Raw genomic sequence first — 20,989 nt, forward strand, 5'->3', positions numbered from 1 at the left:
TTTATTGAAGATCTTTTGTGCGTTACGGTTCTTTTGTCGGGTATTTTTCGAGGAGGGCCGTCGAGACGTTAAACCCTTTAAACAGGCCCGCTATCCCAAGGTCCTCAATGAAGAACGAGGAGTTTGGCGAGGGAACGCTTTCCATCGACGGTCACGAAGACGTAGTAGAGCCCGTTGGCGAGCGGATGACCCCAAGCGTCCTTCAAGTCCAAGGTCACCGGAACGCCACCCGGTAACGTCCGGTCGATGTCCACCACCTTGCGGAAGGAAGCGGTGAAGATCTGGATATGCACCGTCTTCATTCCTGAGAACGCCGGCGGCAGGATGTTCACGACCGTCCCCGGATCGGGGTTCGGATAGAGGATGACCGTCGTGTTCCCCACCGGGGTGGAGGTCGAGGTGGCCGTTGCGGTCGGGGAGAAGGTGCTGGTCGGACTGTTCGTCGGGGTAAAGGTCCAGGTCGGCGTGTAAGTGAACGTCACAGTCGGGGTGAAGGTCCGGGTGGCGGTGGAAGTGGGGCTGTTCGTCTTGGTGGGGGTCAAAGTGAAGGTCGGCGTGAAGGTGAAGGTCCCGGTGGAAGTGGGCGTGGGGGTCGGGGTCAAGGTATTCACCGGGGTAGAGGTGGCCGTCGAGGTGGCGGAAGCGGTATTCGTGGACGTCGGGGTCGAAGACAAGGTCGGGGTCGCCGTCCGGGTAAAAGTGGACGTGCCCGTACTCGTGAAGGTAAAGGTCGAGGTACCGGTGGAGGTGGGGGTCGGGGTGATCAGGGCCGTGTTCGTCGGGGTCAGGGTCACCGTGGGGGTGAGGGTCTGGGTCGACGTGAGGGAGGGCGTGGAAGTGGCCGTGGAGGTCGAACTATCGGTCGCTGTGGAAGTGGAGGTGGGTGTCGAAGTCCATGTAAAAGTTCGGGTGGCCGTGCCGGTAGGGGTTCCCGACGCGGTCGAGGTGGCCGTATGCGTGAAAGTAAAGGTCGAAGTGCCGGTGGAGGTGGGGGTCGGCGTGATCAGGTCCGTGTTCGTCGGGCTCGGGGTCACGGTGGGTGTGAAGGTCCGGGTGGAAGTCGAGGACGGGGTCGAAGTTAGGGTGGACGTGGCGGTAAAGCTGGAAGTGGACGTGGAAGTGGCGCTGGAGGTCGGAGTGGAGGTCTTGGTGGGAGTGGACGACGGGGTCGCCGTGGCCGTGAAGGAGGATGTGGACGTCGGGCTGTTGGTCTTGGTGGCGGTGGAACTGGCCGTGGACGTCGGGGTGGCGGTGGGCGGCACTGGGGTGTCGGTACGGGTCGCCGTCGAGGTCGGGGTGGCGGTGGGCGGCACCGGAGTGTTAGTGCGGGTCGGCGTCGAGGTGGCGCTGGAGGTGGCCGTCGAGGTCGGACTGTTGGTCCTGGTCGCCGTGGAGGTGGCGGTGGAAGTGGGCGTGGAGGTGCGCGTCGGGGTCGATGTGGCGGGCATGGGAATGATCTGCAGGGCCTCCAAGACCGCGTTGGCGTCCGTGCCTCCCGTGCTGGTCAAGGTGATCGTGATCACCCCACCGCTGGGGCTCACGTTGTTGTAGACCTGGTCGTCCGCCGCGTTGCTCCCCACTTGGGAATAGATGTCCAGGTTGGAAGTCACGGTGGTCCCGTTGATGGAAACGCTGAAGACCCGGGCCCCATTGGAGAAGTCACCCGAATAGGTCTCGGCCAGCTTCAAGGTCACCTGATAGCTCCCCGCCGGCACGTTGAAGGAATAGCTGAAGGTGCCCCCATAACGCTGGGTGTCGTAAAGGGTGGAGTCGCTCGTGCCCGTGATGGTCCCACCGCTGGCGACGGTGGAACCCCCGCTATAGTTCTCATCCGCGGCCCAAAGATTGCCCAGGGTATCCGTGTAGGCGGGCCCGCCGGCGTTCACCCGCCAGGTCGATTGAACGATCGGCGTGGGGGTCTTGGTGGGTGTGGAGGTCGGCACGGGCGTTCCCCCCGTGGTCGAAGCCACGAAGGTGACGATGCTCTGGGAGGGCAGGTTGTAGGTAAAGCCCCCGCCGCTCACCGCCACGGAGGATTGTTGGACCAGGTTATTGGAGGCGTCGGTCAACCAGGGATAAACGGTAGTGACGGTCAGGCCGCTGAAGGTGATCGGAAGGCTTTTGGCCGACCCGTTGTTGTTGATGGCCACCACGACGACCTTGTTGTTGGCTGAACTGTAATAGGCCGACACGGAGACTCCGGCCGTCGGGACCTCGGTACAGGAGATCCGATTGAACCCCGGCCGGATGAACTTGCTGAAATTGCCCAAGGCAAAGAGGCGCTTGGTGGGCGTGGTCGAACTGCTCGGCCCGTAAAGGCCCTCGTTATCGGTGTTCAGGTTGAGGATCCACCAATAGACATAAGCGTTGAAGTTATGGTCCACGATGCAGTTGTGGATCTGGTTCGCGTACTTGAGGCCGCTGGTGATGCTGTAGTCATTGGAGGCAAAATCCGAGATCTCGGTCTCCCAGCTCTCGACGGTATGGCCCGCCACCGTGGAATAGCTGGCCGGGACCGTGCTGGGACCCCCGCCATAAAGATGCATGCCGATGGCCTTCACAAAGGTCGCCGCCGCCGAGTCGCCCATGGTGGTGGCCGACAGGTTCAAATTATCGGCGAAGGACTCGGGCATCATGATGATGGGGTTGAACCCGGCGGTGGCCAGGGCGGGGCCCAGGTAGGTCTTGATGTAGGTGTCGAAGTCGGAGGCCGACCAAAGGCAGGACTGGTAGTTGGTGTCGTAGTCCGGTTCGTTCTGCACCGAAAGCGCGTAGGGCGTGAACCCGTAGGTGTTCTTCATGGCCGTGGCCCAGCTCGTCTGGTAGGCGGCGTAGTTGCTCCAATAGGTGTGGTTCATCTGGTTGCTGTTGCCGCCGGGGTTGCCGTTGTCGTTCCCCGTGTTGTTGCCGCTGGTATTGTTGTTGTTCTTCCACTTGGCCGGGGGGCTCCAGGAAGTGCCGAAGATCCTCATATTAGGGTTCTGGCTCAGGGCCAAGGTGGCCGCCGCCGCTTCGGTCCCCCAATTGGCGTTCCCCGACTCGTCGATGAGGATGCGGTTGATGGAAAGCCCCACCTGCCCATTGGCCTGACTGGCCGGGGGAGAACCCGAATCATCGTGCCAAAGGGTGACCGCAAGGCCCCGAAGGGTGGCAATGGAATCCCAAACACTGGCGGCGCCGAAACCGGAAATGGTCTGGTAGGTCGTGGACGGATTGATGGTCACCGTTTGGGCGCCCAGGAAGGAAGCGCTTGCAAACGTTATAAGGAAAATGATTTTATTGGATCGGTTAAACAAAAAAACCTCGGGGGCCGCCTTCAAGCGGCGTCATTTGTGGAACGCTGGAATCATACCGCGGCCCGAAGGGACCCGGACCGACATAATTACTTTTTATTAAAGTTAAAATATCTTTATATTTCACCTGTTAAAAAGGGCGAAAGCGGAAGGGACTTTCCCGTTCAACCCGGATCGGGACTTTTGCGGAATTCCTGGGGGGTCTTGCCGAACCGCGCTTTGAAAAGCTGGATGAAGTAGGGTACGGAACGGAATCCGCAGTCCTTCGCGACCCGCAGGACGGGAAGACGGGTCGTCCGCAAAAGCCGTTTGGATTCGGCGAGGCGCTTTCGTTGCAAGTAATCCCCCAGACCCAATCCGGTGGATCGCTTGAAACGACGGCTGAAGGTCGGCACGGAACATCCGGCCTTTTTGGCCAATCGACCGATGGGAAGGACCTCCTTGAAATGCTTGTCGATGAATTCCCGCGCCGCTTCCAGGGAAAGGTCCCCCTCGCCCGCCTTCCCTTCCACCTCTCGCTCGAGGGATTCCAGTCCGCCTTGGAAAGCCAGGAGCATTTCCTGGAAAGAAGCCGCCAACGCCAGGGGCCGCGATAGTCTTTCCCGCAGTCGGCTCGAATCGCGCGCCGACAGGTCCATTCGCTCGGCCACCCCCACTCCCAACCGGTCCAAGGCATATTGCAGATGCCATTGGATCTCGCCGGGGTTCTGGAAGGAGGTCTCGATCGCCTGCCGCAGGAACCGGTCCTTCAGCACCGCCAGTTCGGAGAAGGCGGCCCGCTGAAAAGCCTCCTCCAATCGGTCCAGGGAGACCCGCAGGCTGTCGAAACCGCCCAGGTCCTTTTTCTCCGGCCCGGGCCCATGGAAGATGATGTCGGAACCTTCTTCATGGCCCAAATGGAGGGCGAAAACGGCCTGTCGGAAGGAAGCGTGCAGGGGTTCTCCGGGGGCCACCGGATCCCCGACCCCGACCAGCACCGGCCCTCCCCATTCACGCACCGCGAAGTCCCGGATCTTCCGGGCCGTCTCTTCGAGGGTCCTCTTCTGCATCAGCCGGGGGCCGCGCGGGTCCGCCGAGGTGACGAAGACCGCGCCGTAATCCTCGAGCTTCCCGCCCACGGTCTGGGGGATGTTCCGGGCGAACTGGAAACTGCGCCTTTGGAAACGCCGGATCCGGAAAGCCTCCGCCGTACGGTCCAGACGGTCGCCGCTCGTCCTTTGGGGGATGACCGCCAAGGCGGTGGTGGGGACCCGCGTCAACCCGATCTCATTCTGGGTCCAATCCCAGGTCTCCATGGAACGACCCCAAGCCGGGACGGATTCGTTGGTCGGACGCCCAAGCGCCCAATCCAACCAATAACTATGGGGAAGCCCCTTGGAGAAGACGTCGTTCTGGAGTTGGAGGAGCCGTTCGCCCACCGCATCGGGCTCGCCTTCCTCCGCTAAAAGTTTGGCGAAAAGTTCCAGGGATTCGGCCAAGGCGGGCCCCAAAGCGCCGTCCAAAATGGGGATCTCCAGGAAACCTTGTGCGAAGGACCGTAGCTCGGGCAGGTCCGGGGAATAACCTCGACCGCTGATGGCTTTCCAACAACGGACCAGGTCCTCAAAAGTCGTCTCATGGTCCGAATAGGCTCCCGCTTGAAGGAACCCCAGGACCCTTCCCTTCTTGAGGATGGGCACAAAAAGGTCCTTGAACCCGTTGCGCTCCCCCACGACCGTCCTCCCGGCTCTTCCGGCTTTGAGCAGATGGGCCCGGGTGTAACGGTCCCGGGTCCGGGAACCTTGGTACCGGACCTCCAGGGTGAAAAGGTTGGAAACCCCTTTGCGGCGGTTGAGGGACCACCAGACCTGCGGTGCCCCGGTCGCCTGCCCTGAGGTGATGAGGAAAACGCTCAGGTCCACGTAATAGTGGATGATGCCGTGGAAGGGCTTGTAATGGAGGAAGCGGTGGAAGGTCTCGGGGAAAGGCCGCATGGGGCCATTCTAGACCAGCCGGGGACCTTCGTTCAGCGGAGGATGAGGAGTTTGGCGAGGGTCCGGCGTCCGTCCAGGTCGCAGAGGACGTAATAAAGCCCGTCGGCCAAGGGCACTCCCATCCGATCCTTCAATTCCAGGGTCACCGCGACACCCGGCATGGGGTTGGGGTGGTCATCCTCCCGCACCTTCCGGAAAGCGCTGGTGAAGACCTGGATCTTCATGTCCTTCGCGCCGCTGAAATAAGGGGGATAGAGGGCCACGGTCGGGCCGGTCGCCGGGTTGGGATAGAGGATGGGACGGCCTTCCCTGCCAACGGTGGGCGTCGGCGTGAAGGTCTTGGTCGGGGTGAACGTCGTGGTGGGCGTATCCGTGGGCGTCGCGGTGAAGGTAAAGGTGCCCGTGAAGGTCGCCGTGGGGGTGGCGGTGAAGGTCCGGGTCGGGGTCGCGGTCCAGGTGAATGTCCCCGTCCAAGTGGAGGTCGAGGTGGGGGTGGCGGTGTTGGCGTTCGTGGCCGTCGGGGTCGAGGTGAAAGTGGCCGTGAAAGTGGAGCTTTTGGTGGGCGTCGCCGAAGGCGTAGCGGTGAGGGACGCCGTCGGCGTCATCGAAGCCGTCGCGGACAATGTCGAAGTCGCACTGGCGGTCGCCGTCCCCGTGGCGGTGCGGGTCGGGGTCGAGGTGAAGGTGGCGCTATTGGCCCCGGTGGGGGTCGCCGTGGAAGACGGGGTGTTCGTGGAGGACGGGGTGGAGGTCCCCGTGTAGGTCGCCGACGCCGTAGGCGTCCGACTGGCTGTATTCGTCGGGGTCGAGGTGAAGGTCGCGGTGTTGGCGCCGGTAGCGGTCGGGGTGGAAGAAACCGTCGGGCTCGCGGTCCTCGTCGGCGTTGCCGAAGGCGTTGCGGTAGGGGTCGCCGTCGGTGTCATCGAGACCGTCGCGGTCGAGGTGAAAGTGGCCGTATTGGCCCCTGTGGCTGTTGGTGTGGCCGAAGCCGTGTTGGTCCGTGTCGGGGTGAAGGTGGACGTAGAGGACGCCGTAGCCATCGGGGTCCGCGAAGGTGTCGAGGTCACGGTCGAGGTCGGGGTGCCACTAGGCGTGGAAGTCCGGGTGAAGGTGGAAGTCCCGGTGTTCGTAGGGGTCGAGGTGCCCGTAGCGCTCGCCGTCCGGGTAGGGGTGGCGCTGGGGGTACCGGTGGCGGTCGAAGTGGGGCTATGGGTACGGGTCGCGGTGGAGGTGGGCGTGAAGGACGGCGTCATGCTGGCGGTCGGGGTATGGGTCTTGGTCGGAGTGAAGGTGGCCGTCGTCGTCGGGGTGTTGGTCTTCGTCGGGCTGTTGGTCGGGGTATTCGTGGGCGCCGCCACGCAACCTGGGAACTGTTGGCCCGTGCTGGCGTAGGCGCCGCCGGCGATGACCGAGGAATAACAGGGGTTCAGGGCCCCGGCGCAGCTGCCCGTCCCGGTGGTGAGGGTCACGCTGGCGTTGAGCTTGTTGCCCCGGGCATCGGTGATGGTCACCGGCATCACCGCGTTCGCCGAATAACCGAAGTAGCCCGAGGATGATTGCCAGCGGTTGTCGGCCGAATGGGTCAGGCTCTCCCCCTTTCCCGTGACCACGGAGATGATGGGAAAAAGATAGTCCTCGAAGAAGATCCCCGAGGTCTCCCCATCCTTGTAGAAATAGGTGACCTTCCCCCCCGAGGATGCGTTGGCGTTGAGGATGCTCAAGGGACATTCCACGAAATGCCAAGTGATGCTGATGTTCCCCAGGCTGGTGTTGGCCAGCGCGGAGAAAGCGGTCTGGCTCAGGTCCAGGTCATCGGGCCCGGAACAGGTGGGACAGCTGTCCACCACCTGCACGATGACGCTCGTTCCGCCCGCCGCGTAATTGGCCTGGATGCAGGCCCCGCAGGATCCCGAACTGGACCAGAGGTTGTTGGCCCCGGCCGAGGACGCCGCGCAATAGTATTGGCCGATGGCCTGGCTGGCGTAGCTACAGGCAAAGGTGCAACAAAGGGTGTAGTAGGTCGCGTGACCACTGAAGGAGGTCGGGGGATCGGCGGGGCAATACTTGAGGGTGCTGAAATTCATCTGGGCTTGGGCGCTCCCAAGAACCAAAAGGAAGCCGCAGGACAATAGAAGGACCTTCCCTGTATTAGGGAGGTCTTTGATCGAATAATGGGATCTTCCAAAAATCGTTTTCACCCGGACCCGCCGAAAGGGATTTCGTCAGGGAAAAGGTACCTGGGTCCCAGGTTGCCATATGTTGATGGGTTGTTTATTTAATAAGAAGATTTTGCAGATTCAGAACGCCTCAAAGATCCGCTGGAGCGACAAAAAGACCGGCCAGGGGCCTGATCTAATCAACGCAAAATGAGGATTTTTCCTACTGTTTTTCCAGTAGGGGTCTTGACCACCACGTAATAGAGCCCGCTGGCCAGGGGGCTCCCCCACTGGTCCATGGGATCAAGCTTCACTAAGGACCCCGGGGTCATATTGTGGATGTTCTTCTCGGCCACTAAGCGGAAGGCGGTGGTAAAGACCCGCACTTGGACATCGGTAGGAGCGTTCAGGGGAACGGCGACCTGGATGGGTTGGGTCCCGTCCGAAGGGTTGGGATAAACGACCGGCTTGGACCAGGTCGGAGTGGCGGTAGGGATGCCACCGACCGTCACTTCCGCCCCGTCGTAGGGGATCCCCGTGGCCGTTCCGCTCCCCGAGCCCGTGGTGACGACGACCCCGGTCAGGGATGTCTGATAGGTCCCCGAAGGAGCGCTGGATGAGATATCCAGGACGATCAAGAGGTCTTGGGTCGCCGATCCGGGTAGGACGTCGCTGAGACCGACCGTAAGGGTCCCATCATTGGCCGGGTAGGTCCCACTGGCTAAAAGGCTGTCGCCTCCATCCACGATCCCGTTCCCGTTGCTATCCAGGTAGACCTTGACCGAGGTGATTCCGGTCTGGTCGTTGCCCGTTCCGGAAGCCGTCAAGGAGATCTGTCCCACCGTCGTAGGACCGCCGGTCAGGTTCTGGAGCTGGACCTGCATCACCGGGACCTGCGGGGCGCCAGGAGCCTGGTTCGAATCCGGAGGCGCCGCCGGTCCAGCGGAAACCTGGAGGACCGGACCGGTCGTCGGGGTATTTGTCGGGGTTTGGGTCTTGGTCGGGCTGGAGGTCGGCGAAGGCGAATTCGTGGCCGTGGCCGTCAGCGTCGGTGTCAAGGTCCGGGTCGCGGTGGGACTGTGGGTGGGCGTGGCGGTGGGGGCCGGAGGGGTCAAGGTCCCCGTAGGGCTATCGGTCGGCGTCCCCGTCGGGGAGGCCGTGGGGGTCAAGGTCGCCGAAAAAGTCGCCGTCGAGGTCAGGCTGGCCGTCGGACTTGCGCTGGGCGTCGCGGATGGGGTGGCTGTCGGCGAGAAGGTCGGGGTCGAGGTGGGGGTACGGGTCGGACTGGAGGTGGCCGAAGGGGTCGGTGTGGGCGTCGGGCTCGAGGCGCAGGTCACCGGCGCCACATCGGGCGGGAGCGAACCCAACCGGCTTTGCAACTGGGCGTCGAAAAGCGACGGCGGGTCCAGGTTGGCCCGGTCGATCCCCTCATAGGCCACGTTCCCCCGCGGGCCCACTTGAGGCGCGTTCCCGCTCATGACCGTTCCATAAACGTAGGTCGCGGTCAGGTCCTGGGAATTGTCATAAATGGTGGCTCCCCCGGTGGGGCCGATGATGAGGGCATCCGAATCCGAGGTGTAGGTGGCCGGGGAACATTGCACCGACCCCGCCTGCCAGTTGCCATAGGGATTGGCCGAGGTTCCCGAGTAGTTCCACACCACCCCGCCCGCGAAGGTCTCATAGGCATTGTTGCTTTGGGTCTCCCGGTTCTCGGCCAGGAGCCCGTTATTGGTCTGGGTCATCATGTCCCACAGGAGCCTTTGCGAATAGGCGAAATGGGTATCGTCGCATTCCATGGTCACGCTGGCCGAATTCCCCATGGTCTTGATGGAGTTGCAGCGTGTGTAGACCACCATGTTGGTCATGGCGTATTCGGTGGTGAAGTTATGGCGCAGGTTCGTGGCCGTACAGCGTTTGAAGAGCACCGCCGAAGAGGCGTAGGTGTAGAACCCGTAGCCCCAACCCCCGCCGCCATAGTCCTGGGCCCCGGTGATGGAACAATCCAGGACGGTGATTCGGGTGGACCAGGCGGGTTTGATGCCGTTCTTGGCGACATTGAGGACCTTCACGTCCCGGGCCCAACCGTTGAAGACGCCCTTGAAGGCCAAGGCGGTCCCCGCCGGGCGGCCCGAATCGTTGCTGTTGGCCAGGACCTGGATCGTCATCCCTTCGATGCCGTCGTTCTCGATGTATTGGCCCCCGTTGGGCTTGTAGAACCAGACCGTGGCGTCGCTGTTGTGCAGGCTGAAGGGGATGGGCGCGTCCAGGGTGATGACGTTGCCCGCGATGGCCGTGATCTTGCGCGGATAGCAGAGGGTGTTGCTGAAGGCCCCATCGGTGCCGGTACCCGGCGGGTCCGTGGTCCAGTTGCCGGCGCTGTTGATCGTGGAAAAATTGGGCCAGAAATACTGCTGGACCACCACCCAGTTCCCCACCGCGAAGGAAGCGGCGGAACCCACCGTGACGGACAGGTCCCCCCGGTTCACGTCGGCGCAGCTGGTCGTGACCGGCGCCTTGCCCGGCTCCGCCCATTGGCTGTAGGAGATCCCGCCGCCGCCCATGAAGGTGAAGGGCGCCTCGGTGAGCTTGTCCCCCGGGTTATAGGAGGAGGCGATCACCACCGTGGTGGCCCCGCTTCCCGCTCCCAGGATGCGGATATTCCCGCCGGTGATGGTGACGGTCCCCGAAAGGGTCACGGAGCCGGAAGGGAGCCAAAGGGTGCCGCCGCCCATCCCCACCAGTGTGGAAAGCCCGGTCCTGACCGCGGTCGTAATGTCCCCCGAGGACGAGACGGTCACGTTGTTGCAGGGGATGGCGTCCCCCAACCCGACTTGGGAGAGCTTGTAACCACTGTAGGAATAATCATCCAGCTTGAAGGGCCGTCCACCCAAGGTCACGCTCTGGGCCACCCAGTTGGGCCCGCTGGGTTGCAGGAAGACCGAGTTCCAGGCCCCCAAGGGCGTGGGCGTGATCGTGGGCGAGTTGGTCGGACTGGGGGAAGGGGTGGCGGTGAAGGACGCGGTCGGTGTCGTCGAAGCCGTCGGACTGGAGGTAGGGCTCGAAGTGGGGCTGTTGGTCGGGCTCAGGGTGGGGGTCCAGGTGGGCGTCGCCGTGGGGCTGTTGGAGGGGGTCGGCGTGGCCGTGGAGCACCCCATGAAAAGGCGGAGGTTGTCCAGGTAGAAGGTGCCCGTGACCGTGCCAGGCCCGGAGTTATAAACGAACTCGAGGGCCGTGATGGAAGAGCCCTGGGTGATGCCGCCCGCCGCCCAATTGATGTTGAAGGTCACATCGTTGTTCTGCCCCGCTACCAGGGTCGGGGTGTCGCCCGAGATGGGCTGGTAGAAAGTGGTCGGCGAATCGGCGCGCAGGAACAATTGGGTCCACCCTTGGCCCGCGGTCAAGGAGGAGGATACGTTGATGTCCAACTTCAGTTGGGTGACGCTGGTCCAGTCATTGGGGGTGAATCCGGTCAGGTTGAAGAGCTGATCGTTCCAACTGGCGCCGGTGGTCACGTTCACCTGCAGGCTGTGGGTCCCTTGGGTGGCATTCAATGTGGTCACAGCCCGGGAAGCGTTGGTCCCCGACCAGGTCCCGTTCTCCGCCAGGGTCTCGGCCCCGTTCAAGAGGACCACGCAAACGGTGGCCGTGGGGCTGGGAGTGGCTGTGGGGGTCAGGGTGGCCGTGGAACTGGGGGTCGGCGTAGCGGTGGCGAGGGTGCCCGTGGGAGTGGCCGTCGGCGTGGCGGTGGGGGATGTATTCACCGCGAAGGCCGAGAGCAGGAACTGGTATTTGCCCTGGTATCCCTGGTCGGGCTCGGTGACCTCCCAGGAATCCTCGGGCCATGTGTTCCCCCAATCCTTATAGGACTTCATGGGCGGTTGGCCCTGCGGCGGGTTGAGGGTCGGTCCCGAATAGGAGGCGTCGGGCGCGAAGTTCTGGTTGGGTCCTCCCGCCAGGATCCCCGGCGCCGGCCCCACCGCCCCGCCACCCGTGTTCCCGTCGAAGGTCGTCCCTTGGTAGAACCAACTGTGGTAGATGGACATGATCGATTTGGAGGCCCCCAGGTTGGCACCCTGGGTCCCCATGTTGGTCAGATAGACCCAGTTCAAGGGGTTTCGGCCATGGAAATAATGGAGGTACTCCTCCGCTTGGTTCGCGTAAGCCGTGTTCTGGGCCGGGTTGGCATTGGTCTTCACGGCGAAAAGGAGTTGGTTGCCCCAGGAAGCCTTCAACTGGTTGGAGCCCCAGGTGTAATGCCCCGGGTACATGTAGCCCAAGTAGGGATCGTTCACCTGCTGGTTCATGATGTAGTTCTGGCATTCGTTCTTCAGGGAGTTCTTGATGGCCGTCACCACCGCGGCCGTCGCCCCCGGGGCCAGGCAATAGGACACCATCCCCAATTCCAGCGGCTCGCAAAGGGACGCGTCGAAATGGTCGGCCCCTGCGTTGGGCGGATTGGAGACCGGCCGGAAAGAGCTTTCAATGACCGCTGAGGAGTTGTAATTGGCGTCGAAATAGGTCTGGTAGGTGGCGCTCCCGGTCAGGGCGAAAAGTTCGGCGGCGGCGGCCACCCGGGCCTGGGCGTCCCAGGCCGAGGATTGGTTGGCGTTGGCGCTGGAAACCCCGGTGGAATCGAAGGTGACCGGCGAGGGATTGGCGGAAAGATAGCCCCAAGCCGAGACCGCGGCGTTCTGCAGTGTCACCGCGTAGGAGCTATAGAGCGGATAGGCCTGGAAGAGCCGCGCCCCCAGGGCAAAGGCCATGGCCCCGGTGGCGGTGGCGGTGGTGGAGACGTTCAGGTAGTAGCGCTTGGCGGTGTCGTTGGCCGGGTTCCCCGGGTTGTTGGAGGTGCTCGCGTTGCTGTAACCCACCATCGAATAAAGGGCCCCGTCGCTGGAGCGCTGCATGCGCAGCATCCAGTCCAGTTCATATTTGACCTCGTCCAGCATGTCGGGCACCCCGTTGCCCGATTCGGGGATGTTGGTGTTGTCCCCATAGCCGTTGGGGTACCACTCCGCCGAATGCATCAGGTACCAAAGGGTCGCGTGGGCGAAGGTCACATATTTCCCATAATCCCCCGCGTCATGCCAGCCGCCATGCACATCCCGGGCCGTGCCCGCCCCTTGGTCGGCGTTCGCATTCCAGAGGTGGGCGACCAGGTCCTGATTGGCTCCCTCATGGCAGGCGGTATGGTTCCAGTTCGCCCCTCCATTGGCCGAGGAGATATTCATCCCGCAACGCTGATAGAAGAACATCCGCTGGGAAGCCGTGACCACCCCGTTATAGACGCTGTCCAAAACTTGGAAATTGTAGGATTGCCCGCCGGGATTGGAGCCGCCGGGCACCTGCACGTAATAGGTCCCGGGCGCGCTCAAGGTGGTGAATGTTCCCTGCCACACCTTATCGCCGGAAAAGGTGCTGTCCGTGGCGCCCGCGCCCCAGGTCACCGCGCTCCCGGTGAAGACCGTGGCCCCATTGGAGACATTGATGACGTTGAAGGTGGCGCCCGCGCCCAGGTTGAAGCTCGAAGGGCTCCCGACTCCGGTGTTGGGCTGGGCGAAGATGACGATCTTTGGATCGGCGGGCTTGTAGCCGAACTGGTCCACGATGATGTTCGACAGGACCGCTCCATGGACCGGCCCTAGGGCCGAAGCGAACAGGAGAAAGATCCCAAAACGTTTCAAGTCAGGACGCAATGATCCCTACCTTTGGACAGTTCTCGGCTTTTTCGTCTTAACGTGCAATCAACCCGGCAAAAAAAAGCCGACCCGTGAAGGCCGGCTTTTATTTTATCGGAGGACCAGGATCTTCCCGACGGATTTCCCGCTCTTGGTGTAAACGACCACGTAATAAAGGCCGCTGGCCAACGGCGTTCCCCAATCGTCACGCATCTGAACGGTCAAGGGCCCATAGGCCTGATCGGTGTAATCCTGTTCCTGAACCTTCCGGAAGGCCGTGGTGAAGATCTGGACCTTGACGTCCGACGTGCCCGTGAAAGGAGGTGGCAGGACCTGGACCGGTCCTCCGTCGGAGGGGTTGGGATAGACGATCGGCTTGTTCTCCTTGAAAGGCGTGGGGGTGGCCGTGGCCGTCGGGGTAAAGGACGAGGTCGGAGTGAAGGAAGCCGTCGGGGTCGAAGTCGGTGCGACCACGGTGATGGTCGCTCCGCTCAAAGGCAGGGGATTGAAACTGGCGGCCTGTCCGTTGGTGCCGGAGGCGCCCGTCAGGCTGAAGGAATAACCACCGGTCGTGGAGGTCCCGGAGAAATTCACCTGGAAGGTATAGGTCACCGAACCGCCACCCAAGGGAATGACGTCGGAAAGTCCGCTGAAGGTGGCCGTCGAACCGCTGAATCCGACCGGTGAACCATCCGGCGAACCATTCTTGAGCAGGGTCACCGAAAGAATATTGGAGGTCGGGTTCCCCGTCTCGGTGAGGGTCAGGCTGGTCATGGTCACATTGGTCGTACTGGGATTGGTCAACACGACCTCGATCACCGGTACATTGGAAGCCCCTTGCAGTTGATTGCCGCTGGGTGCGCCCGAACCGTTCGCCACTGCCACGATGACCGGCGTCGCCGTGAAGGTGGGGGTAACGGTCGGTGTATTCGTGGGTGTAAAGGTGGAAGTCGGGGTGTGGGTGGCGGTATTGGTCGCGGTGTTGGCCAAGGTATTGGTGGACGTGGAAGTGGCGGTCCGGCTGGCCGTCGCTGTCGGGGTGTTCGTCGCGGTATTGGTCGCCGTATTGATCAGGGTATTGGTGGCCGTGAAGGTGGCGGTGCCGGTGGCCGTTGAGGAAGCTGTGCCCGTCGCTGTGTTAGTGGCCGTATTGACCAAAGTCGCGGTGGGAGTGCCCGAAGCTGTCCGGGTGGCGGTATTGGTCGCCGTGCTCGCTAAAGTATCGGTGGGGGTCTGGGTCGGTGTCTTGGTGGCGGTAAGGGTCGCAGTGGAGGTATTGCTGTTCGTGGCGGTCGAGGTTGCCGTATTCGTGGTGGTAAGGGTGGGAGTAAGGGAAGGCGTCGGCGTCATGGAGGGGCTCAAGGTCCCGGTCGGACTGAGGGTCGGGGTCGATGTAATGGTGGGGGTTCCCGTATCCGTGGCGGTCGAAGAAGGCGTGCGGGTCGCCGTTTGGGTGGCGCTATTGGTCGTCGTGGAAGTGGCGGTCCTGGTCGCCGTGTTGGTGGAGGTGTTCGCCAGGGTCGCCGTCGGGGTCAGGGTCGGGGTGAAGCTAGGCGTGGCGGTCAAGGTGGCCGTGGCCGTCCGGGTAGGCGTGGAGCTGGAGGTCGGTGTCCCACTATGAGTGGCCGTGTTGGTCGGTGTGCCGGTGTTGGCAAGGGTGGCGGTCGGAGTGGATGAGGGGGTGCTCGTGGAGGTGTAGGTATTCGTCCGGGTCGCCGTATTGGTCGGCGAACTGGTGGACGTCAAGGTGGGGGTATTGCTGGGGGTGGTGGTGGCGGTCCGGGTCGCCGTATTGGTGGCCGTGCTGGCGACCGTGTTGGTCGGGCTATTGGTCGGGCTGAAAGTGGGGGTCCGCGTGGGTGTGGCCGTGACGGTCGAAGTGGCGGTATTAGTGACGGTGCGGGTCGGTGTGTCGGTGGGCACAATGGTCACCACCGGCGTGCTGGTCGGAAGAGGCGTGGGAGTGTTCCAGCCCATTCCAGCCAGACAGACCTGGTCGACCCAGAAAGCGAAGGTGACGCCCGACACGGGGGCCTGGGCCACCCATTGGAGGGAAGTAACATGGGTCATCGCCTGGGCATAGCTCAGAGTAGTACCCATGGCCGAAGCAGGGCCCCAACTTTCCGGAGCAAGTCCGGCCGCGAGCGATCCAGGCTGGGTGACATATTGCCATGTGTTGGCTGAAGTAATTGGAATCATGAAGCCATATTGATTGGCGTTCCCACCATTCGATGGGTCAACGGCGGGGTTATAAAAATTCAGCCGAACGGTCTGGGGCGCGGAGGTAGCCTTGATATAAAAGGCGATGTTGGTCATGGAGGTCGGTGCACTGGCGAGATTCTGATAACCCGTGGTCAATTCGGTGGCCAGGGAATAACCGGCATAGACCGTTTCGGGCTGTGTCAAGCCGCCATAGTAAACGTTGGTCGAGCCGCCGTTGATGGCGCAGGAACCGGTCACATAGGCCGAGTAGGCCGGGCCCGTGGTGGCCCCGCCGACATAAACGATCGTGGAGGGTCCGGAGAAGGTGTAAAGCTGGGGCGTCGCGACCGGCGTGTTGTTCACACTGGCGTAACCAAAGGTGAACCAATAACCGTTCACCCGGTTCATGCTGTTCCCATCCTCCACGTCGTCGAGCATATAGCAGGCCAAGGGCGTGGGCGAAGGGGTCGGAGTGCAGGTCTGGGCCCCGCAAGGAGGCGTGCCGCACACGATGTTGGGGAAATTCCCCGTGGCCACCAGTTGGGCGAGGAAGCAGACCGAGTCTTGGAAATAGGTCCAGGAACCACAGGTAGGGTAACGGCTCATCATGGTGCTGTAGATGTTGTTGATGTAGGACTGGTTCGTCGCGTTGTTCGCAAGGGAGAGGGAGGCCACCAATACGCCCCCGATCTGCAGATCATTACAATTGGACCCTGACGGCGAGCCGTAAGGGGTGGAATTGACCGTCCAGAACTCCTCGATCTCATTGGCGCCATTGACCCCGACCCCGGCCTGTACCGTGGTGGCGAACTTGGTCACGATGGAAGCGCCGGCGCTTTTGTTCCAAAGCCAGTCGATACCGATACGCAAAGGATAGCGGGAGGCGTCATAGCCCATCTCCAGGGCCGGACGGCCGGAGTTGGTGGTCGCGTTCAGGCTGGAATCGACCTGATTGGGCATGAAGCCCAGTTGAGAATATTTATTGTAGACCGTGGGCAGGAATGTCCCGTAGATCCAGTTGTTGGGAATGTTCCAGTTATGGCCCTGGGCGTCGTAGGCGTTCCAGCAGCTGAACCAAGCCGGTTCCATGTAGCTGGAGTAAAGGGGATATTGGTAGGCGTCCCCCGAGTAGATGGTTCCGGTACCCACCTCGTAACTCCAAATGGCGTTGATCATGTTCTGCCATTGGGCCTTGTAATTAATCGCCCCGCCCGATCCCCATATCTTGTCGGCCATGAGCAGGGCCATGGCCATGTCCTCGTCCGCGTCGGTAGCGCCGTTGGCACCCTTGATGCCGCCGTTGTTGTCCAGATTCCAATCCATCACATAATGATTGCTGGAGTCGGGCATCCATTGCACGGCGTATTTCCACAATCCATCGAACAGGGTCTTGTCGTTCATCATGACGGCGATGAGCATCCCATAGCCGATACCCTCGGAGACCGTATCGTTTCCCACGTCGGGCCGCTGGACGCGAAGGGCTCCCGCCAAGGTCCCGCCCCCGCGCTTGGTCCCGCTGCTGGTCACGTAGTGCGTGTACCAGCCGATGTAATTGGTCGAGACCGCCGCATTCATCGTGGCGTTCGGGCCGCCATTGGGGAGATAGACCCCACCATAGGAATTGTTGTGGGGAAAGGTGACCGACCCGCCGCCGGAATTGACCGCCTGGGCGTTCAAGACCGAGACCGAAAGGACGAATAAGAGGATCGAAGCGGTTAAATTTTTGAAGTGGCTGAAAAACGATTTCATTGGGCCTCGTTGTTGTTCAAAAAACGGGGTCGAGCATCGGACCGAGGATGTAAAAGGTATCTCAATATTCCCGTCTTGTAAATTACGGCGGCCAGAAAGGCCGTCTTTTTGGTTTACCGATAAATCGAAGACCCTTTGCTCTGTTTAACCCGGATCCGGTTAAACGGCCTCAGCGCAGGATCAATAGTTTCCCCACTGACCGGCCGCTCTTGGTCTGGACCGCAACATAGTAGAGGCCGCTGGCCAAGGGCGTCCCCCAGGCATCCCTTAATTCCAGGGTCACGGGTCCATAGGTCAGGTTCGAATAAGCATCTTCCCTCACCTTCCGGAAAGCCGTCGTGAAGATCTGCACCCTCACATCCGAGGTCCCGGTGTAGGGCGGAGGCAGGACCTGCACCGGCCCGCCGTTGGAAGGGTTCGGGTAGAGGACCGGTTTGTTCTCCTGGAATGGCGTCGGGGTCGAGGTGGCCGTTGGGGTGAAGGAGGAAGTGGGCGTGAAGGAAGCGGTCGGTGTCGCCGTTGCGACCACCACAGTGATGGTCGCTCCGGACAAGGGCAACGGGCTGAAATTGACCGCTTGGCCGTTGGTGCCGGACGCGCCCGTCAGGTTGAAGGAATAACCTCCGACGGCGGCCGTCCCGGAAAAGTTCACCTGGAAGGTATAGGTCACCGAGCCGCCGCCCGAGGGAACGATATCGCTCAGGCCGCTGAAGGAGGCCACGGAGCCGCTGAACCCCACCGGTGAACCTTCCGGCACACCGTTCTTCAAAAGGGTCACCGACAGGATGTTCGCCGCGGGGTTCCCCGTTTCGCTCAAGATCAGGCTTGTCAGGGTCACGTTGGTCCCGCTGGGATTGGTCAGCACCGATCCTTCCACGGGCACATTGGAAGCCCCTTGCAATTGGTTCCCGCTGGGAGCGCCTCCTCCCAAGGAGACCTGGACGGTCACAGCCGTCGGGGTAAAGGTCGGAGTGATCGTCGGCGTGAAACTACGGGTCGGGGTCCAGCTGTGGGTGGCGGTGAAGGAATTCGTCGGGCTGGGAGTGGCCGTTCGCGTAGCTGTGGCGGTGGCCGTATTGGTCGCGGTGTTGACCAGGGTGTTCGTGGGGGTATCGGTGGCGGTGTGTGTCCGGGTCGGAGTGGCGGTTGCCGTATAAGTGGCGGTGGGGGTCGTTGTGGCTGTCCGCGTGGCGGTCCGGGTCGGAGTGCCGGAAGGAGTGGGAGTCCCGGTCCAGGTGGGAGTATGGGTCGGGATCAAGGTACCCGTCGGGCTGTCCGTTGGGGTCGGGGTGATCGTAGGCGTTCCCGTGGCGGTCGAAGTGGCCGTGGAAGTTGTGGTCGAAGTGAGCGTGGATGTGCGCGTGGGGGTCGCTGTCGGACTGTTCGTGAGGGTCGAGGTGAAAGTGGCGGTGTTGGCCAGGGTCGCGGTGGGAGTGCGGCTGGGCGTGGAGGTCGGGGTGGCCGTCGGTGTATTGACCGCCGTGTTGGTCGAAGTGGCCGTAGCCGTCCGGGTCGCGCTTTGGGTGGCCGTGGAGGTGGCGGAAGCAGTGGACGTGGAGGTCGTGGTCCGGGTCGGGGTGCCTGTGGGTGTAGGGGTCCCGGTACGCGTGGGCGTATCCGTCGGGATCAAGGTTCCCGTGGGACTGTCCGTAGGGGTCGGGGTGATCGTGGGGGTCCCCGTAGGGCTCGGGGTCCAGGTCGCCGTCCGGGTCGCCGTGTTCGTGGCCGTCGGGGTGGCCGTGGAAGTGACCGTGCGGGTCGCAGTGGAACTAGGCGTATTCGTCACGGTGGAAGTAGGGGTATTGGTCCTTGTCAGGGTGGCGGTAGGGGTAAGGGTCGGGGTGGAGGAAGCGGTGGCTGTTGCGGTCAAGGAAGGCGTGAAGCTGTTGGTGAAGGTCCGGGTCGGCGTGTTGGAAACCGTGGAGGTGGGGCTGTTGGTGCGGGTGGCGGTGTTCGTGGGCGTATCGCTGGGAGTGGCGGTGGGGCTGTTGGTCCGGGTGGGCGTGTTGGTGGGAGTCCCGGTCGAGGTATTGGAAGCCGTGGAGGTGGGGCTGTTCGTGCGGGTGGCGGTGTTCGTGGGCGTATCGCTGGGAGTGGCGGTAGGGCTGTTGGTCCGGGTGGACGTGTTGGTGGGAGTACCGGTCGAGGTATTGGTCCGGGTCGGGCTCGAGGTCGCCGTCGAGGTCGGAGTGAAGGTCGGCGTGTAGGTCCTGGTCGCGGTCGAGGTGGGCGTATTCGTGGGCGCGCAGACCACAGTGATGGCGATGGTATTGCTGGTCACCGGCCCTCCGCCCGACCATTGGGCTATCCCACGATCGCTGACGACCTGGCAGGCATCACCGGCGGTATAGCTGTAGGACCCCACGATGAAGGTGATCGGCACACAGCTCCCGCCTGGCAGATTGCTCACCACCCAGCTCAAATTGGGGTAGGTCGTTCCTGTCGGGTTGATGGAAACCGGTGTACCCGATACGGTCACGGTCCAAGGACTATAGCCGGGTCCTTGGAAGGCCCACGACAGGGGATTGGTGATGTTGTCGGTCACGGTGACCGAATTGGCCGTGACCGAACCGGATGAATTGCAGACATTCAAGACCATGGTGATGGGGGCGGCGTCCGAATAGCCCGAGGTCGGGCCGCCGGTGGTCTTCGTGAGGGTGATGTTGGGAGGGACCGTGGTGGGGGTGGCGGTGGCCGTACGGGTGGGCGTGCTGGTGGGCACCGGCGAACTGCCCGAGCAGGTCGGGGCGACGGTGGCCAATTGGTTCACGACCGGCTGCCCATGCCAGGAGTTCAACGAGGAAGGCAGGGCCGAGAGCATGGCCGGGCAGGCGCCGTTGTGCCAGGACCAGGCGGTCCAGGAATAGACGTAACTGCGGTTGTTGCTCCCGTTGGCGAAGGTGAAGAGGGCGTTGTCGAAAGTGCCGCTGTCGTTGTTGCAGTTGGGCCCCGAGGGGTCGGGCCCGAACTCCCCGATGAAGACCGGATGGTTTGCCGCCGCGATGGTGGTCTCGGTATCCCAATTGGAGGAGTTGTCCGTCCCGTTGCCCTTGTGCCCGTAGATGTGCACATCGTAGGCGAACCCATTGCCCGCGTTGGTGAAGGGATAGGAATCGATGGACCGCAGGTCATAGGCCCAGTCCAACCCGCCGATGAAGATGATGTTGTTGGCCCCGGTCCCACGGATGGCGTTGATGAGGGCCTGGTGGCCCGGGGTCGTGAAGCCCTGGGTGGTGTTCCCGCCGCTCTGCCAAACGGACCAGGAGACGCTCTTGGGTTCGTTATAAAGGCCGAAGAAGACCGCGGGGTTGTTCTTATAACGGTTGGCCACGTTGGTCCAGAAGGTCACCGCGTTGGCGTCGGGCATATCCTGCTGGCCGGTGGCCGTGCCCCAGCCGCTCCCGCAAGGGGCGGAGGCGGTGCTGGAGGTCCCCGACCAATGCAGGTCGATGATGACATAGGCGTTGGCGCCCGAGCAGTAATTGACGATGTTGTCCACGATGGTCTGGTAGGAGGAGGCGCTGCCCCCTTGGCAGCCGAACCATCGGTCCTGGTTCACGGGCAGACGGATGATGTTGGCCTTGTAGGTCCCGACCGCGGCCTGGACCGAGGAAAGGGGCGGCCCCTCACCGGTGTTGCTCCATTCCAAACTGGGAACGTTAACGCCGCGTAAACGGACCGAACAGCCGCTGGAGGTCTGGAAGTGGTTGCCCGAAACAAAAAGGTCCGGCGGCGCGGCCAAGGCGCTTGAGGACAAAAGGAAGGCAAAAAGAAGGACGCCTTGCCTGAACCGGTTCAATGGTCTCTTTTGGAATTTCATTTCCGTACGCACGAATGCCTTGATCAGGATTTAAAACGACCAAAAAACGTTTTCAGCAGGAAGCAAAAAAGGGCGGCCTTGCCCATAAAAGTTACCACATTTTCCCCCGTTACAAAGG

The 20,989-nt window shown here is 62.3% G+C and carries 6 protein-coding genes; all 6 read right to left on the minus strand.

The features are described from left to right. Positions 1–104 precede the first annotated feature (104 nt). The 6 genes from VHE12_01045 to VHE12_01070 all read right to left on the minus strand — a co-directional run bounded on the left by VHE12_01045 (position 105) and on the right by VHE12_01070 (position 20,850). A complete protein-coding gene (locus tag VHE12_01045; GenBank protein ID HVZ79366.1) occupies positions 105–3,224 on the minus strand; it encodes a malectin domain-containing carbohydrate-binding protein in 3,120 nt (1,039 codons plus the stop codon). A gap of 233 nt (positions 3,225–3,457) precedes the next feature. Further along, on the minus strand, positions 3,458–5,266 hold the full coding sequence (locus VHE12_01050; GenBank protein HVZ79367.1) for an AraC family transcriptional regulator: 1,809 nt from the start codon (positions 5,264–5,266) through the stop codon (positions 3,458–3,460). Positions 5,267–5,298: 32 nt separating this feature from the next. Further along, the gene (locus tag VHE12_01055) at positions 5,299–7,395 is read right to left on the minus strand and encodes an RlpA-like double-psi beta-barrel domain-containing protein (GenBank protein ID HVZ79368.1); all 2,097 of its coding nucleotides are present in this window, start codon (positions 7,393–7,395) and stop codon (positions 5,299–5,301) included. A gap of 227 nt (positions 7,396–7,622) precedes the next feature. Then, complete coding sequence (locus VHE12_01060) at positions 7,623–13,106, minus strand: glycoside hydrolase family 9 protein (protein HVZ79369.1); 5,484 nt, start codon at positions 13,104–13,106, stop codon at positions 7,623–7,625. 105 nt (positions 13,107–13,211) lie between these two features. After that, a complete protein-coding gene (locus tag VHE12_01065; protein HVZ79370.1) occupies positions 13,212–17,051 on the minus strand; it encodes a glycosyl hydrolase family 8 in 3,840 nt (1,279 codons plus the stop codon). Between the two features lie 169 nt (positions 17,052–17,220). Continuing rightward, positions 17,221–20,850, minus strand: a complete 3,630-nt coding sequence (locus VHE12_01070; GenBank protein ID HVZ79371.1) for a cellulase family glycosylhydrolase — start codon at positions 20,848–20,850, stop codon at positions 17,221–17,223. Positions 20,851–20,989 lie beyond the last annotated feature (139 nt).

This window comes from bacterium, assembly GCA_035549195.1.
Classification (GTDB): domain Bacteria; phylum Oederibacteriota; class Muellerivitia; order Muellerivitales; family Muellerivitaceae; genus DASZRK01.